This window comes from Phaeobacter sp. CECT 5382, from assembly GCF_001457775.1.
Taxonomy (GTDB): domain Bacteria; phylum Pseudomonadota; class Alphaproteobacteria; order Rhodobacterales; family Rhodobacteraceae; genus Pseudophaeobacter.
Window position 1 is genome coordinate 21,890 of the sequence record NZ_CYSG01000012.1, and the last position, 16,127, is coordinate 38,016.

12 protein-coding genes are annotated in these 16,127 nt (G+C 59.1%); all 12 read right to left on the reverse strand.

What is annotated here, in order from left to right; all coding sequences use genetic code 11:
* Positions 1–50 precede the first annotated feature (50 nt).
* Positions 51–977, reverse strand: a complete 927-nt coding sequence (locus PH5382_RS13305) for an FAD:protein FMN transferase (protein ID WP_058334886.1) — start codon at positions 975–977, stop codon at positions 51–53.
* Positions 974–1,507, reverse strand: a complete 534-nt coding sequence (locus tag PH5382_RS13310) for a nitrous oxide reductase accessory protein NosL (RefSeq protein ID WP_058334887.1) — start codon at positions 1,505–1,507, stop codon at positions 974–976. The genes PH5382_RS13305 and PH5382_RS13310 overlap by 4 nt, the downstream gene beginning before the upstream one ends.
* Complete coding sequence (locus tag PH5382_RS13315) at positions 1,504–2,325, reverse strand: ABC transporter permease (protein WP_082645667.1); 822 nt, start codon at positions 2,323–2,325, stop codon at positions 1,504–1,506. Before PH5382_RS13315 ends, PH5382_RS13310 begins: the two co-directional genes overlap by 4 nt.
* Positions 2,322–3,230: an ABC transporter ATP-binding protein gene (locus tag PH5382_RS13320; protein WP_058334889.1), complete on the reverse strand. Its 909-nt coding sequence runs from the start codon at positions 3,228–3,230 to the stop codon at positions 2,322–2,324. The genes PH5382_RS13315 and PH5382_RS13320 overlap by 4 nt, the downstream gene beginning before the upstream one ends.
* A complete protein-coding gene (locus PH5382_RS13325) occupies positions 3,223–4,482 on the reverse strand; it encodes a nitrous oxide reductase family maturation protein NosD (RefSeq protein WP_058334890.1) in 1,260 nt (419 codons plus the stop codon). Before PH5382_RS13325 ends, PH5382_RS13320 begins: the two co-directional genes overlap by 8 nt.
* Before the next feature lies 1 nt (position 4,483).
* A complete protein-coding gene (nosZ, locus tag PH5382_RS13330) occupies positions 4,484–6,397 on the reverse strand; it encodes a TAT-dependent nitrous-oxide reductase (RefSeq protein ID WP_058334891.1) in 1,914 nt (637 codons plus the stop codon).
* Between the two features lie 26 nt (positions 6,398–6,423).
* Positions 6,424–8,598: a NosR/NirI family protein gene (locus PH5382_RS13335; RefSeq protein WP_156414913.1), complete on the reverse strand. Its 2,175-nt coding sequence runs from the start codon at positions 8,596–8,598 to the stop codon at positions 6,424–6,426.
* Positions 8,599–9,319: 721 nt separating this feature from the next.
* On the reverse strand, positions 9,320–11,122 hold the full coding sequence (locus PH5382_RS13345; protein ID WP_058334893.1) for an AMP-binding protein: 1,803 nt from the start codon (positions 11,120–11,122) through the stop codon (positions 9,320–9,322).
* 17 nt (positions 11,123–11,139) lie between these two features.
* Positions 11,140–13,512 (reverse strand): amidase, encoded by a 2,373-nt coding sequence (locus PH5382_RS19485; protein ID WP_082645668.1) that lies wholly within the window; start codon positions 13,510–13,512, stop codon positions 11,140–11,142.
* A gap of 2 nt (positions 13,513–13,514) precedes the next feature.
* Positions 13,515–14,231 (reverse strand): ABC transporter ATP-binding protein, encoded by a 717-nt coding sequence (locus tag PH5382_RS13355; RefSeq protein ID WP_058334894.1) that lies wholly within the window; start codon positions 14,229–14,231, stop codon positions 13,515–13,517.
* Positions 14,224–15,255, reverse strand: a complete 1,032-nt coding sequence (locus PH5382_RS13360; RefSeq protein WP_058334895.1) for a branched-chain amino acid ABC transporter permease — start codon at positions 15,253–15,255, stop codon at positions 14,224–14,226. The genes PH5382_RS13355 and PH5382_RS13360 overlap by 8 nt, the downstream gene beginning before the upstream one ends.
* On the reverse strand, positions 15,255–16,121 hold the full coding sequence (locus PH5382_RS13365) for an ABC transporter permease subunit (protein WP_058334896.1): 867 nt from the start codon (positions 16,119–16,121) through the stop codon (positions 15,255–15,257). Before PH5382_RS13365 ends, PH5382_RS13360 begins: the two co-directional genes overlap by 1 nt.
* Between the last annotated feature and the right edge of the window lie 6 nt (positions 16,122–16,127).

Below are 16,127 nucleotides of genomic sequence, written 5' to 3' on the forward strand. Positions count from 1 at the left end.
CCCGCGCACCGGTTGGTGCGCGGGCCGTTTTGTATTCAACAAAAAAGGGATCAGGTCAGATATTCAATCCGAGCCGCCGGGAACTGGCCGACCAGACGTGCGGCGTCAGCTGAAGGCACCAAGCAAAGCGCGGTTGACAAGCCATCAGCCAAAGCGGCCCGTGGCGCGCTGACCGAAGCGATGCGGGACAGGTCCGCGCCATGTCCGGTGCGGGGGTCAAGGATATGGCTTTGCCCTACGCCTGTTTCAGAGCCCGCCCCGACCCGCGTTCCCGCCGCCGCCGAGGTCGCCAGCGCACGATCCGAAAGTGTCAGCCTGTGGCGCAAATCCCCACCCGGGGCAATGACGCCAACCTGCCAGTCGTCACCATCAGGACGTTGGCCCAAGGCGGCTACCTCGCCCATATCCAGCAGGACATCGCGCAGCCCTTCGGCACGCAGCAGGTCGGCGATCCGGTCGGTGATGAAACCCTGGGCGATACCGTTCAGGGTCAGGGCCATGTCGGGGCGCAGCATGCGCACCTCTGTGCTGTCAAATCGCAAATGCCGCCAGCCCGTGGATGTCGCATCTGCGGGCTGTCCAAGGGCGAGGGCCTGCCAAACTGGCTGAACGGTGGGATCAAAGGCTCCTTCGCTGGCTGCATTCAGGCTGGCCGAGAGGCTCAGCACATCCAGAAGTTCCGGTGCCGGAGCGGCAAGCTGGCCCGTGCTATTCAGCCGGGCCAGCTGCGACTGCGGATGAAACAGGCTGAAGATCTGTTCAAGGCGCTCCAGCTCGGCCTCGATCCGGGCAAAGGTCGGCGCGGCCTGGGTTTGATCCATGCCAGTGATCTGCATCTGGGCCGGTGCCCCCATGGCACGGCCCTGCCACTTTGCGGATGGTTGCGTAGTAGCCAGAGCAGGGCCTGCGGCGACAGTGGCAGCCGAAATGCTGAGAAACCGGCGGCGGGACAGGGCGGCATTCACGGGAGTGATCATGAGGGGGTCTCCAATTTTTGATCCAGATCTACCGGACCCAGCGCGGTTTCCATGGGAATATCCGCCAGCGATGTGACATGGCCGCCATAGCGGGCTGCAAATTTTTCAGCATCAGAGGCGTGGGCAAAAGGTACGATTTCTGGCGCGCCCATGCCGCCTGCGACGTTGCTGTCTATGACAAAGAAGGCCTCGTCTGCGGCGATCCAATTGTCAGTACCAGGCGCGGCCCAGCTGGGGGCTACCCCCATGTCACTGACATAGATCGCGGTGATGTCGGCCTCGCGTTCAGGCCCTTTCAGATAGGCAACAAGATCGCGCACCTGGGCAAAAAACAGCGGCGCCGGAAAGCCGCTCAGATGGATTTGACCCTTTGGGCCGCCGTGTTCAGCAATGTTCATCTGGCAAAAATAGCTGAGGGCGGTCTGCGTCAGCTCCACCGGGAGCGGGGGCAGGGCGGCCTCTTCTTCCTTGCAGGCGGTGAGCGCCAGCACGGAACAGGTCAGAGCTGCCAAGAGGTTCAAACGTTTCATGGTTCCACCTTTCGAAAGGCCGCGCGGGCGAGCAGAAAGCCGAGGACCGGCCAGGCCAGCAGTGATAGCGGTGCGGCCCAGCCGGGCAGGGCAGCGGCAGCCCCAGCCATGCCGCTGGAGAGTGCAACGGATTCGGAGGCCGCAATATTCCACAGCCGGAACGCGTCTGCCGGATTGGCCACCATCACCCAGGGAAAGATGCTCTGGGTAAAGGTGCCATCACTGTCCATGACGACTGCGCCCAGCAGCGCCAAATCATAGAGAACAACAAAGACCAGCCACAACCCGGCCGACAGCCCGGCGGCGGCGGTGGTGCTGCCTGCCAGAGCCGAAAGCGTGTAGCCTAACACCAGGAAGACCGCGCCCAGAATGATGGAGGTGGTCACCAGGCGCGCCAGCGCCAGCAGGCTGTTTGCCCCCGCTCCGCCAAACCAGGCAGCGATCACCCCGGCGGCCCCGAACCCAATCACCATGGCAATGGTCAGGGCCGCAATATGGGCCAGAAACTTGCCCGCCAGGATTTCGCCACGGCCGGCGGGATAGGTCAGCAAAAGCGCAAGACTGCCGCGATCCCGGTCGCCGGACACCGCGTCAAACCCCATCATCAGCGCCAGCAAAGGCGCAAGATAAACCGAGAGTGTCGTCATTGAGGCCACAGAAACCGTGAGCATATCAACGCCCAGCGTCCCGGTAGGGGCAGAGCCGGCAAAAGATAGCGCCAGAGCAAAGGCCAGCATGATCAGCGTGGCCATAAAGATCCACAGGTTGCGGCGCAGGATCAACATTTCACCGCGAAAAATTGCGAGGATACGCATCAGTTCAGCTCCTCATTGGAATAGTGGCGATACAGGTCTTCCAGTCGCGGCGGCACCATGTCGATATCGACCACCACATCACCCAGGGCCGCAATGCGGCGGAGCTCGGCCATCTTGTCTTGTGGGGCGCAAAGGATTTCGACTGAGGCGCCATTAATGCGCCGCCCGCCGGTTTGTTGTGCGATCTGGTCGGCATGAGACTCGGCAGCACGGATGCGCAGTTTCACCGGCAGACCGGCTTTTTTGGACAGATCGGCCAGAGTGTCATCGGCCACCTTCACGCCATGACGCAGGATGGCGATACGATCAGTACGCGCCTCCACCTCGGTTAGCGCGTGAGAGGCGATCAAAACGGCGGTGCCATTACCGGCCAGCTCATCGATGATGGCATAAAGGTCCTGGCGCGAAATCGGATCCAGCCCACTTGTCGGCTCATCCAGAAGCGCCAGTTTCGGGCGGCCCAGCAAAACCTGTGCGAGACCCAGGCGCTGTCGCATACCCTTGGAATAGGCTCCGATGCGGCGATGCATGGCATCGGCCAGTCCAACGCGCTGCAGCAGGCTCTTGATGTCGGGCTTTTCGCCTGAAAGCCGTGCAAACATTGCCAGTTGTTCATGCCCGGTGAGGGCTGGGTGAAAGCTGACTGCTTCGGGCAAAAAGGCCGTGTCTGTGCGGGCGGATTCGCTGCCGGGGTTTGCGCCACAGATACTGATTGTGCCGCCTTCGGTCTGGATCAGACCCAGAACCGCTTTGATCAGGGTGGATTTGCCGGCACCGTTGTGACCCAAAAGCGCCAAGCGTTCACCGGGCTTCACGCTGAGATCTACCCCGTGCAGAACCTGTGTCTTGCCGCGAAACTTGTCGAGGCCAGTGATCTTCAGGACCGGGTTGCCGTCTGTATTATCCATCATTCTCAACCTTTGTGGCGACTGCGGGCTTTGCGGGTCGCATCAGGGGGTTGCTGTCAATCACGCCACCAGGAAGTAGGGCGGGGAAGGTCGATTGCGACCACCGCACCAGCTGCACAGCCGGGGAGCCCATCAACATTTTGGCGGCAGGCTGGGTCCAGAGCACGTGATCCATGCTGTCATTGGGACGATAGGGCGTGTCGCCAATGCCATCGCCATCGACATCAAAGCCTGCATTGTCGGACCAGTAGTTGCCGCGGCCATCTTCGGACCATTCGACCCATTTAGAAGCGACATATTTTACCTGGTGGCGATTGCCGACAAAGGCATTGCCAACCATGCGGTTGCCTTCGCTGCCGGCGGTAAAGTGGATGCCGATTCCGCAGCCCTGAAACCAGTTGTCGGAGAAGTCGTTCTTGTGCGCGTTATAGAGAAAAGTGCATTTGTTTTTCGCACCTTTGACGTAGTTGCCGCTGATCACACCCTTGTTGGTGTAGTTCAGCATGACGCCGTGGTCGCGGTCATTGAACGAGACATTGTTCATCACCTTGACGCGGGTAGAGAACATCACCGCGTAGCCCAGGTGGTTGCCGATCGAGACATTGCCGGTGACTTCGGAATTGTCGGCATACATGTAGTGCACAGCAAAGCGCAGATCGCGAAACAGGTTGTCGCGGAAGATATTGCGTTTGGAAGAATTTACAAAGACGCCGTCGCGCCCCCAGCGGATATCATTGCCTTCAACAATGGCACCGGGTGCGTTCCAGACATAGACGCCGTTGCCGCGCATGTTCATGTGGCGGTCTTGTCTGCCCTCGATGACATTGCCAGAAACCAGCGCGTCGCGCGCGCCGTGGATATCGACACCGTAGAGATTGCCGAGCAGGATATTGTCGCGGATCACTGGCGCCTTGGCAGTTTTTGTCAGCTGAATGCCGCTGTCGATGGTTTGATGATCCGAGCCAGACCCCCGAACGGTCAGCCCCTGAACGATCACACCGGGGCCGGATACGGTAATGGTGCTGCCGGAATTGCTGCCATCGATGATGGCATGGCCCTGACCATCCAGTGTGACCGGACGATCCAGGGTCAGGTTTTCAAAATAGGTGCCAGGCGCCAGACGGAGGCTATCCCCGTCTGCCGCCCGCGCAAGCGCGTCCGCGATGGCCCCCGCCTGATTGGGGACCTGCCAATCGGCGGCATTTGCGCCGCCACCGATCAACAGAGCTGCAGTAAGCAGGAGCCAGCGCATCTTAGGCCCCCCGAGGCTCTACGAACATCCGGCCGCGCATTTCCATGTGCAGCGCGTGGCAGAACCACTGGCAGTAGTACCAGTGCACGCCAGGACGTTCGGCCACAAAGGTCACCGAAGCAGTCGCTTGTGGGCCAACTTCCATAGCGACACCAAAGTTGGCCATACAGAAGCCGTGGGTCAGGTCGTCGATGTCATCCAGGTTGGTGACAAAGACGGTGACCTCATCGCCCTGTTTGACGGTGAACTTCTCGAGGCTGAAGTTCGGCGCCTGGCTCGACATATAGACGCGGACCTTGTTGCCATCACGGATGATGGTGTCTTGATAGTCGTCCAGATCAACACCATCGGCCTCGGCCTGAACACGGGCATCGGCCCACATCGGATCGTTACGATCCCAGACATTGACCGGGTTCACTTTGGAGCGGTGCACGATGATGCTGTCGTGGGGTTCGGCAAAGGTCGGACCATCGTGGACGATTTTCATCGTGTCGCCAGAGATATCGATCAGCTGCTCGTTCTCGGGCTTCAGCGGGCCAACGTTGAGGAACCTATCTTTCGAGAACTTGTTCATCGAAATCAGCCATTTGCCATCCGCCTCGGAGGTTTCCCCCATCGAGGTGGAGTTGTGGCCTGGCTGGTAGTGCACGTCGATCTTTTCAAGGATCGGATCGGCGTCGCCACCGGCATAGGCTTCAATCGCTTTTGCGATGTCCCATTTCACCACCTGGCTGTCGAGGAACAGAGTGGTATAGGCGCGGCCCTTGTTGTCGAATGCCGTGTGAAGTGGGCCAAGACCCAGCTCGGGTTCTGCCACGATGGCAGAGCGCGGATCGGCGTCGTCGTTGAACAGGGCATCGACTTTTTCAACGTCGATCACCGAAACGGTGGGCGACAGCTTACCATTGATCATGATGTGACGCTTGTCGGGGGCCGCGTTCACGCCGTGCGGCGAGTTGGGGATCGGGATGTAGCGGGTATATTTGTTGCCCGCACCCTTGCGGCCATCCACAACCTTGACGCCTTTCAGCTCCTGGAAATCGCCGGCCTCGATGCCTTTTTCGATTTCTTTCAGGTTGAAGACAACAACGTGGTCCATCTCGTTCTCGGTCATCTCGGCCAGGTTGGTGCCCATTTCCGAGTTGTAGGAGGTCGAGAAGGCATATTTGCCCTGATAGTCACAGTCGGTGTTGTCGAGGTTGCCCGAGACGATCACCTGCCAGGCCACTTCCATCTCGTCGCCGTCGATGGCGGTGAAGATGTTCACATATTCCGAAGGTTCATCCAGGATCTTGCCGTCGTTGACCAGTGGTGCTTCGTGTTCGCCGTTGGCAAAAACATAGCCGGTGCGCGGGTATTTCTGTGGCCGCATGCCGTGGATGTCATGGGCGTTGGGGATCTCGATGATCTTGTCGCATTTCATCACGTCACAGCGTACACGGGCGACGCGGGTGTTGGCCTTGTCATTCATAAAGATGAAGCGACCGTCATAGGCGCCATCAGTGAAAGACATGTGAGGGTGGTGCAAATCACCGTTGTCGTAGGTCTGCTTGCCATTGGCGGCAAGGAATTCCTTGGTTTCGGGCAGCAGGCCTTCGGTGAGGATCTTCATCGACTCGTTGGTCTGGCCCCAGCCGGTGGCAGAGCAGCGGTTGAACACCGGGATGCGCATGAATTCGCGCATCGAAGGCACACCAAGAATGCGCAGCTCGCCGGTCTGACCGGAGGACCAGAAGCCGTAGTATTCGTCCAACTCGCCGGGGGCCAAGCTGGCTTCATTGCCCGAGGCTTTGGCCGGGCTGGCGCTCATCATCGAGGTGCCGACGCCGGTGGCGGCAAGCGCTGCGCCGGTGGCGGTAGCGCCCAACAGGCCGCGTCGGGTGACGGAGAGGTTGTTTTTCACTTCTTCAGACATGATGTCCTCCTTTGGGAAACAGGTGTCTAGTTCGCGTTGGGATGATTGGCCGGGGGGCGGCCAATGTTGAGGTCAGGACCGGGAGTGCCGGTCTTGGCGCGGCGTTTGATCTGCTTGATCACCACCGGGCATTTGGTCTCGGACTGGTAGAGAACCTGACAGTGCAGGCAGTTGACGCACTCATTCGGGTTGATTTCACCGGTGGGGTGGATGGCCTGAACGGGGCATTCATTGGCGCAGGTCTGACAGGGGCTGCCGCACTCCTTGTAGCGTTTGAGCCAGTCAAACATGCGGATCCGTGCGGGGATCGCCAGCGCACCACCCAGCGGGCAGAGGTAGCGGCAGTAGAACCGTTCGACAAACAGACCAGCGAGCAGCAGAAGCAGGGCGAAGACCACAAAGGGCCAGTCGCGCACGAATTTCAGAATGATCGCGGTCTTGAAGGGCTCAACCTCGGCATAGGTTTCTGCCAGCGGCATCGACACCATGGAAAGCCCAAACAGACCAAGGAAGATCATGTATTTCACCGGCCAGAGGCGCTCATGCAGACCCCAGGGCAGGGTCCATTGTGGAACTTTGAGCGCACGCGCCAGCTTGTTTGTCAGCTCTTGCAGCGCGCCAAAGGGGCACAGCCAGCCGCAATAGGCACCCCGGCCCCAGAACAGCAGGGCAGCGGCGATGGCGAACCATTGGATAAAGACCAGCGGATCCATCAGGAAGGCATCCCAGGTGAACCCAGAGCGCAAGCTGCCTGCCAGCGCCATTAGGTTGACCACGGAAAGCTGCGCATTGGCGTACCAGCCCAGAAACACCAGCGTAAAGCTGAGATAGCCGATGCGGAACCAGTAGAAGGTGCGGGCATTCATGGTCGCTTGGAACTGAAAGAAGAAGGTTGCGGTCAGCACCAACAGCATGACGCCCAGGATTGCGATTTCGACCTGTTTGTCGCGCCAGATCCGCTGCCAGAGTGCCGATTTTGCGGCAGCCTCGTCGGTTGCACTGTCGACAATCACAGGGGCTGCCGCCACAGGTAGTAGGTACTGTTCCGGCAGCTTATAGCCCAGATCAAAGGTCAAAAAGGTCTTGTCGATGGCACCTACAACGCGCTGCGCCAACAGCTGCAGGCGGAAGGGTTCTGCGGGATCGAATTCAGAATTTGCAGGGATCTTGAAGATATCGAGCTCTGCAAAGCTGGGACTGTCATCCGTGGCAAGCTCCCCCAGACGCCGCTGTTGCTTGTCAAAGAAACGGACCGAATTGTCGCCCTGGATCAGCTGAATACGGTCAAAGATACCGCCACGCACATACCCCGATCCTTTGAAGCTGTAGACGCCGCGACCCAACACCAGAATGGCCTGTTCACCCTCTTCCAGCCAGTCGGTCAGGTTGGTGTATTCGGCTTCACCCAGCAGGCTGAGGCCGATGGAGGGCACAGAGACCAGCGCCACATGCATGTCAATATAGGTGTCATCGGGCTCACCCGGTTCAGGGCGTTTGATAGCACGGGCGTCGCCGGTTTCCTCAAAGGCGGCATTGATCTGGCCGATGTCCAAAGTCATGCGTCGGGTTGTTCCGTCGCCTGCCATGGTGTGCCAGTCTAGAATTTCGCGCTGGGCCATATCGACTTCGCGCTTGGGGCCATCGGCGACATTTGGAGACAATCCACCCAGACCCAAAGCGCGAGAGACCTTGATACCGCCGCGCACCAGACTGTCATCAATAATCATGATAGTGACGGTGGCGCCCGAGATGATGTCGAGATCATGCGCCTCGCCGCCGGTTGCGGCCTCGGCTTTAAGGTCAAGCCCTGCGTAGCTTTCGGTCAGCGCCACCATCTTGGAGTTGGGAATACCGATCAGAACGATTGGCTCGGAGTGTTTCACCAGTTTGACGCCCGTCAGCACTGCGTCGGTATCAATGCCAGCGACCACGTGGATTGGCTTGCCGGAATAGCCGGTTGTGCCAACAAAATCCGAGGTCAGGAAGGCATAGCCGAGGGTCTCACCATCCTTGAGGATCGGTGCGACAGGGACATCGGCACGGATCGGGCCAAAGGCATCGGCGCCGGGATAGAGCTCTTCTGGTGTGAGGTCAGTGAGGAAGGAGGCGAGGCTATCTGCCTGGGCCGAGCTCGGGGCGGCGAGAGCCGCAGCGAGAGAGAATAGCAGGGCTGTGAACCAGCCGCGAAGGGTGCGCATCATGTCCACGGCGCCTCCTCCCTAAATTGAGTGGTCGCCATGGACGCGCCGCATGCGCGTGCCATTTTATCTATGTTCAGACGCGGAGGTCCGCGGCCATCATGCCAGAATTGCGCGGGATTTGACCCCACTTGTATCGGCCGCATCTGACCTGCGAGGGTTTTTGGCAGGACCAAGCGAGATGCGGAAAACGATGTCAGGCGTGCCTGGTCATTCTGCGCAGTACACATCAGGCAGATATCGCAATCCGGGCAATTCTCGGACTGGTCACTACTGGCGCTGTCACTGTTTACATCTTCGGTGATCTTGATCTCAATGGCGCCAAATTCGCTGCAGATCTCAATCCAGGTTTCGGCAGTCTGTGCTTTGCCGACACCAGGGAGCAGAATCTGTACCGCTAAGAATATGACTGTGACACATCCCACAAGGCGCCGGAAAAATCCGTCGCATGGTAAAAGTTTATGTCGCAGTACTTGGGGCATCAACACGCCAGAATCGTTACAGGTTCAAGGCTGACCCTACGCAGGCACGTTGGCAAGGGAATTGACCTGAGTCATGAAATTGGCATTTGAATAGATTTCTGCGCTGAAAAACGCATTTCCTGTACCTCAGATACCACATTCAATTAGTTGAATTTATTGGTTTTTTCAAAACTATCTATAGAATTTTTCTTTACTACTCAAGCATTTGGCAGGCATTTCAAGAGGGGGCGAGAAGGTCGAAATCACTCCCGGTTTTCAGGCGTTTGACGAGCCTCTTTTTGGAGTTTTTCCTCCTGTTGACGCATCAAAAATTTTTGAGGCTTTCCGGTTATTGTCATCGGCAGCTCTAAAACGATACGAATCTTGCGTGGAATTTTGAAATGGGTGATTTGTCCCTGGCAAAACCGCGACAGCTCTTCTGTCGTGAGCGTCTCACCGGTGTGGCCGACCACCCAGGCGCAGACCTCTTCGCCGTAAGTGGCATCTGAAATGCCAAAAACCTGTACCGCGCTGACCTTTGGATGGCTGGACAGGAAATCTTCGACCTCGCGGGGGGCGATGTTTTCACCACCACGGATAATCATGTCTTTGATACGCCCCGTGATGGTACAATACCCGTCTGCATCCAGAACCGCCAGATCGCCGGTATGCATCCAGCCATCACGAATGCTGGCACTCGTGGTATCGGGATCCTGCCAGTAAGATTTCATCACCGAATAACCCCGTGTGCAGAGCTCCCCGGGCTGGCCGACCGACACAATCTGGCCTTTGGCATCGACCAGCTTGACCTCTAGATGGGGATGGATGCGGCCAACCGTTTCACAGCGCCGGTCCAGCGGGTCTTCGGTGAAGCTCTGGAAAGAGACGGGCGCAGTTTCGGTCATACCGTAGCAGATCGTCACCTCTTTCATGTTCATATCGCGGCTCACCCGTCGCATGACATCAATCGGGCAGGGGGCGCCGGCCATGATGCCGGTGCGCAGGCTGGTGAGGTCGCGCGGGCTGCGGTCCAGTTCCTGCAACATGGCGACAAACATGGTGGGCACACCATAGAGCGCGCTGCATTTCTCGTTCTCGAGACAATCAAGCACCTGTGCCGCGTCAAAGCCTTCGCCGGGAAACACCATGGTGGCGCCTTTGCTGACCGCCCCCAGGACCCCCATCACCATGCCAAAACAATGATAGAGCGGCACCGGAAGGGCGAGACGATCCTCTTCGCTCAACCGGATACGACCAGTCACAAAGCGCGCATTATTGACGATATTGTAGTGGCTGAGCGTGGCGCCTTTGGGGCTGCCAGTGGTGCCGGAGGTGAACTGGATGTTGATGGCATCATCCGGCGAAAGCTTTTGGTCGATCTCGGGCAGGCGCAACTGTTGTGCCGGGCCGCCCAATGCGCTGAGCTGGTCAAAACTCCAGACACCTCCCGGCCAGACACCTCCCGGAGTATCGCTGTCCTCCCCCTGCATAACCACCACGTGGCGCAGGGCTGGTAGTCTAGCACTGTGAAGGGCGCCGGGTTTGCAGCTGGCAAGCTCCGGGGCAAGCTCCTGTATCATTTGCAGGTAGTTGGAACTTTTGAAACTTGGCGCCAGGATCAGGGCAACACAGCCGCTTTTGTTCAGGGCGTAGTCCAGCTCTGCCAGGCGATAGGCGGGATTGATATTGACCAGAATGATGCCGATCCGGGCGGTGGCAAACTGCGTGAGCACCCATTCCAGCCGGTTGGGCGACCAAATACCCAGACGGTCGCCCTTGGTCAGCCCCAGCGCAAGAAACCCGGCGGCGAGCTGGTCGACCGCGCGGTCCAGATCATAGTAGCTGAGTCGGCGCTCCTGCTGTGCAAATACCAGAGCCTCGCGCGGGCCAAAACGGGACACGGCATCGCGCAGCAACTGCGGAATGGTTGAATAGCTGAGCGGTGGCGTTTTGGGGCCTTGGAGATAGGACATCCCGTTTTGCGGCAGCAGGGTTTCAGCATCGTCTGCTGATGGGCCGCCAAACAGGGCGACCCTGTCGGCCAGGCTTTCGTTCAGAATGCTCATCTTCGCTGCTCCCTCAATTACATGTCACGCCAGTCGCCGCTTTGTTCAAAGGCATGTGCCGCCTGATAGATCTTCATCTCGCCGTAGTGCGGCCCCACAAGCATCATGCCGATGGGCAGCCCCTCCAGAAAACCGCAGGGCACATTCATTGCAGGCAGGCCTCCATTGAAGGGGGCGGTATTGGCGACCATTTCAAAGGCCCGCTGCACATAGAGACTGATCGAGCAGTCGGCAGGCGGGATCTCCTGGGGTTTCATCGGCACAGTTGGCATCAAAAGCAGGTCATATTGCTTGAGGGCTGCCAGATAGCGTTCATTGACCAGTCGCATGATGTTCTGGCCCTTGCCGTAGAAGCGGCCGCGATACTGGGTTTGGAAGAATTCTCCGACAAACATGCTGACCTTCAGCGAGGCGCTCAGCTCATCTGCGCGATTGCGCCACTGCGCCATGTGATCGGTCATCGAGGGCAGGAACAAACCGCGGTAATTGCTGCCGCCAGAGTTGCCCCACATCATATGGTCCTGCATGCCTTCCAGTGTGATGGCGGTCCAGGCGTCAATGGCGGTGAAATGTTCCGGGATCGAGACCTCTTCGACCCGCGCGCCAAGGTCGCGAAACCGCTCGCCGGCCTGCATGACTTTGGCATCTACATCAGCTTCGCTGACCTCATGGCCAAATCCTTCTTTCAGGATGCCGATGCGCAATCCCTGTGCACCGCGCCCCAGGGCCTCGGTGTAGCGGTAGGTTTGGGGGTTGTACTGTCGTGGATCCAGCCCGTCTTCGCCAGAAAGCACTTCGAGCAGCAACGCGTTGTCGGCTACGGTACGCGACACAGGGCCGACGTGGTCGATGGTCTGCTCCACCGGCATCACGCCGGTATAAGGCACCAGCCCGTGGGTGGGTTTCATGCCATAAACGCCGCAGTTGGAGCTGGGAATACGGATGGAGCCGCCCTGATCGCCGGCGATTGCCATGTCCACCTCGCCAGTCGCAACCAGGGCCGCAGACCCACCAGACGACCCACCCGCCATATAGCCACGTTTCCAGGGGTTATGAATCGGGCCTTTGGCATTGGTGTGTGAACCTCCCGACAGGCAGAAGTTCTCGCAGTGGGCCTTGCCTGCGATCACAGCACCTGCATCCAGCATGCGGGTGACGATGGTGGCGTCGATCTCGGGCGTGTAGCCCTCCATGATGGAGGAGCCATTCATCATCGGAACACCGGCCAGGCAGACTGTGTCTTTCAGCGCGACGCGTTTGCCGCGCAATGGTCCATCAGGGGCACCGCGCACTTCGGTTTTCACATACCAGGCGTTCAGCGGGTTTTCCGTCGGGCTGGGGAAATGGCCGGGGCTGCGCGGATAGCGGACTTCGGGCAGGTTGTCGGGCATGGCGTCCAACCGGTCGTAGGACTGGATGTAGGGCTCCATCAGCTCGGCGTATTCTGACAGGTCCGCATCCGTCAGATTCATGCCAAAACGGTCGGCCATCTGACGCATCTGGCTCAAGGTGGGGCGTTTGATTGTCATGGCGGTCATCCTGGAGGGCTGGGGCTGTGGAGGTTGTTCATTCTGTGAGGGCTGGGTCAATGAGGGGTGTTGCGGTTTGGGCTGCTGTTGAGATCCGGAGGCTGTAAGATCAGAAGTGCCCCGCGTGGCACGCGCGGCACCAAAGCCCAGGAACTGGTCGACCTTTGACTGATCGTGCAGCTCATCGCGGCTGAGCGCACCTGTCAGACGGCCCCGTTCCAGCACCAGCACTCGGTCTGACAGATCAGCGATAAAGTCGAAATTCTGCTCGACCAGCAGGATCGACAGGCCCCGGCTGGCACGCAGCGCGTTGAGCGTTTCGGACATTTCTTCGATGATCGAGGGCTGGATGCCTTCGGTAGGCTCATCCAGCAGCAACAGATCAGGATCGCCCATCAGGCAGCGCGCCAGCGACAAAAGCTGCTGTTCACCGCCCGAAAGGGCGCCGCCCTCGCGGCCCAACAGGGGTTTCAGGCGGGAAAAATCTGCCAAAACGGCTTCCATCACCTCGGCCTCGGTGCCGCCGGAATAGGGCTGCCAGGCAAAGCGCAGATTGTCGCGGACTGACAATTGCGGAAAAATCCCCCGCCCTTGTGGCACATAGCCAAGCCCCAGACCGGCGCGATCAAACACCGACAGGGTTGTGATCTCGGTTTGGTGGTAGCGGATCTGTCCGGTGCTGGCGGGTAAAAATCCCATCAAGGTCTTGAGCAACGTGGTTTTGCCCATACCATTGTGGCCGAGTACGCCAACAACTTCGCCTTCGGCCAGATCAAAGCTGATGTCATGCAGGATCGGCACCCGCCCATAGCCCCCCGAGAGCGCATTTACTGTGAGCAGGGTTTGAGGATCATCACCCATGGTCAGCCTTTCTTTCCAAGATAGACAGCGCGCAGGGTGGCATCCGCCATGACGCGATCAACGTGGTCTTCCATCAGCACTGAGCCCTGATGAAACACCGTCACAGTCTCGGCGATGGCGCGGATAAACTGCATGTCATGTTCGACAATCACCACGGCGGCAGTGCGGGTGAGGTCATGGATGATCTCGCTCATGCGGGCGACGTCTTCAGCGCTCATGCCCGCTGCGGGCTCGTCCAGCAGCACCAGCCAGGGATCGCCCACGGCCACCAGTCCCAGCTCCACCCTTTGACGCTCGCCATGGGCCAGCATGCCCACATCCGTGCGCGCAATCGGCCCCAGCGCCAGACGTGCAATCATCGCATCGGTGCGCGCCGTGGCCTCGGCCACATCATGGAACCGGCGGGCGGCGAGCCAGATGTTTTCAAACACTGTGAGTGCATCCATCACATTGGGCGTCTGGGTTTTGATCCCCACGCCAAGGGCCGCGATCTGATGCGGCTGCCAGCCGGTGACCTCTTGGCCGCGCATGTAAATGTGGCCTTCGCTAGGGGTGAGTAGGCCACTGACGCATTTGAAGAATGTGGATTTTCCCGCCCCATTGGGGCCAATCAGGCAGCGCAACTCGCGCGATTGCAGTTTAAAATCGACGTTATTGCTGGCCACCACACCGCCAAAGCGCATGGTGAGGCCACGGGTTTCAAGCACGGTTTCAGCCATGGTTGGATCTCCTCATGCGGCGGTTTTGGGGTTTGCGGCCAAAACGGCTGCGGCCAATGCTGGCGCGCCACAGTTGCGTCAGGGCAGGCAGCAGGCCCTTGGGCAGGAACAGCACAAACAGCACCAGAATGAGGCCGGTAATCAGCGTGTTGTCCACCAGGCTTTGCTGGCCCAGAAGGAATTTCATATAGGCCAGACCTGCAGCCCCCAACACCGGCCCAAAACGGGTGCCAAGGCCACCAACGATGCACCAGATGATGATCTCGGCGGATTGGCCCAGCGAAAACAGACCCGGTGTGACGATCTCGCCCCAGTTGGCAAACAGCGCGCCTGCAAGGCCTGCGATGCCGCCGCCAATGGCAAAAAGAACGGTTTTTCGCGCCGCCACATCATAGCCCATCAGGGACATGCGGGTCTCGTTTTCGCGAATGCCCAGTGCGACGCGGCCAAAGCTGGAGCGTAAAAGCCAACTGACCAGAAGATAGACCAGCACCAGTGTCAGTGCACAAAGGTAGAAATATGCGTCCCCCCAGATATAGGCATCAGGGTCGCCGGGCACGTTGAGGGTCTGAAAGCCCGGGATACCGTTGAACCCACCCAGACGCGCGGAACCGATCTTGTAATGCGGCGCGGCGGTGGAGTTGATGAATTTGAACAGGATCAGGGTCACAACCAGGGTGATCACCCCGAGATAGACATCCGTGAGCCGCCCGTAAAACATCATCGCCCCAAGCAGCAGCGCAAACCCGGCAGGCACGAGTACGGCCAGCAGCATCGGCAGGGTGCTTTCGCCGATATTGATTGCGGCGATGGCATAGGTATAGGCGCCCAGCCCAAAGAAGGCAGCTTGACCAAAGCATAAGATACCGCCAAAGCCCCAGATCAGGCCCAGGCTCAACCCCAGCATCCCGTAGATCACCAGAACGGTCAGCGTGTAGGTGCCAATCAGCATCGGCATCAGCCAGATCAGCCCTGCGGCGACGGTTAGCGTCGTCAGGGTCTCTTGTTTCGCAGAGCGGTGCATCAGAGCTTTCCCTTGAAGAAACGGCTGGTGATCCCCTGGGGCATCAGGCGCAGCAGGATGACGGCGGCGACCAGCAGGGCGACCTCTCCCATCACCGGCGATACCGCAAAGGTGAAGATCTGACTGACAATCCCAAAGGAGGTGGCAGAGCTGATCAGCCCGGCAATCAAGGCAGGCCCGCCCGCGATCACGGTGATGAATGATTTGGCGATATAGGCTCCGCCCGAGGTCGGCACGAGGCCCACCAAGGGCGCCAGCACAGCGCCCGCCAGCCCGGACAGGGCCGAGCCGCAGAAAAACGTCGCCATATAGATGCGGTCAGGGCTGTAGCCCAAGGCGGCGGCCATATCAGAACGCTGCATGGCCCCACGGGCAATAAGCCCGGCGCGTGATCCTTTGAGCACCGCCAAAAGCGCCAGCACCAACGCGATGGCGACCAGAATGATAAAGAAATTGTAGCCGTTGATCTGATAGGCTCCGACGGCAAAACCGGGGATCGGGGTGGAAATCCCGGTGGTTGTATTGCCAAAGATCATCGTGGCGGCCCCGATGAAAAACAGGCTCAGCCCCCAGGTCGCCAGCATGGTATCCACCAAACGTCCATAAAGATGGCGGATCACCAGGCGTTCGACCACCAGCCCGATCAGGCCGACGATCAGGGGCGCAATCACCAGCATCGCAACAAAGACATTCACCCCCAGGCTGGTCGCTGTGATGGTGGCATAGCCGCCCAGCATCATGAATTCACCATGGGCGAGGTTGATGACCTTCATCATGCCAAAAACCACCGCTAGCCCGGCGCTGATCAGCACCAGCGTGGCCACGGCATAAAGCATTTCTATCAAGATGACGAAACTGAGATCCATAATTGT

What these genes read in the sequence shown, in the direction of transcription:
- PH5382_RS13320 (WP_058334889.1), bottom strand. Translation starts at nt 3,230, where the DNA reads ATGGATAATACAGACGGCAACCCGGTCCTGAAGATCACTGGCCTCGAC.
- PH5382_RS13365 (WP_058334896.1), bottom strand. Translation starts at nt 16,121, where the DNA reads ATGGATCTCAGTTTCGTCATCTTGATAGAAATGCTTTATGCCGTGGCC.
- PH5382_RS13310 (WP_058334887.1), bottom strand. Translation starts at nt 1,507, where the DNA reads ATGAAACGTTTGAACCTCTTGGCAGCTCTGACCTGTTCCGTGCTGGCG.
- PH5382_RS13355 (WP_058334894.1), bottom strand. Translation starts at nt 14,231, where the DNA reads ATGGCTGAAACCGTGCTTGAAACCCGTGGCCTCACCATGCGCTTTGGC.
- nosZ (WP_058334891.1), bottom strand. Translation starts at nt 6,397, where the DNA reads ATGTCTGAAGAAGTGAAAAACAACCTCTCCGTCACCCGACGCGGCCTG.
- PH5382_RS13335 (WP_156414913.1), bottom strand. Translation starts at nt 8,598, where the DNA reads ATGATGCGCACCCTTCGCGGCTGGTTCACAGCCCTGCTATTCTCTCTC.
- PH5382_RS13345 (WP_058334893.1), bottom strand. Translation starts at nt 11,122, where the DNA reads ATGAGCATTCTGAACGAAAGCCTGGCCGACAGGGTCGCCCTGTTTGGC.
- PH5382_RS13305 (WP_058334886.1), bottom strand. Translation starts at nt 977, where the DNA reads ATGATCACTCCCGTGAATGCCGCCCTGTCCCGCCGCCGGTTTCTCAGC.
- PH5382_RS13360 (WP_058334895.1), bottom strand. Translation starts at nt 15,255, where the DNA reads ATGCACCGCTCTGCGAAACAAGAGACCCTGACGACGCTAACCGTCGCC.
- PH5382_RS13325 (WP_058334890.1), bottom strand. Translation starts at nt 4,482, where the DNA reads ATGCGCTGGCTCCTGCTTACTGCAGCTCTGTTGATCGGTGGCGGCGCA.
- PH5382_RS19485 (WP_082645668.1), bottom strand. Translation starts at nt 13,512, where the DNA reads ATGGGTGATGATCCTCAAACCCTGCTCACAGTAAATGCGCTCTCGGGG.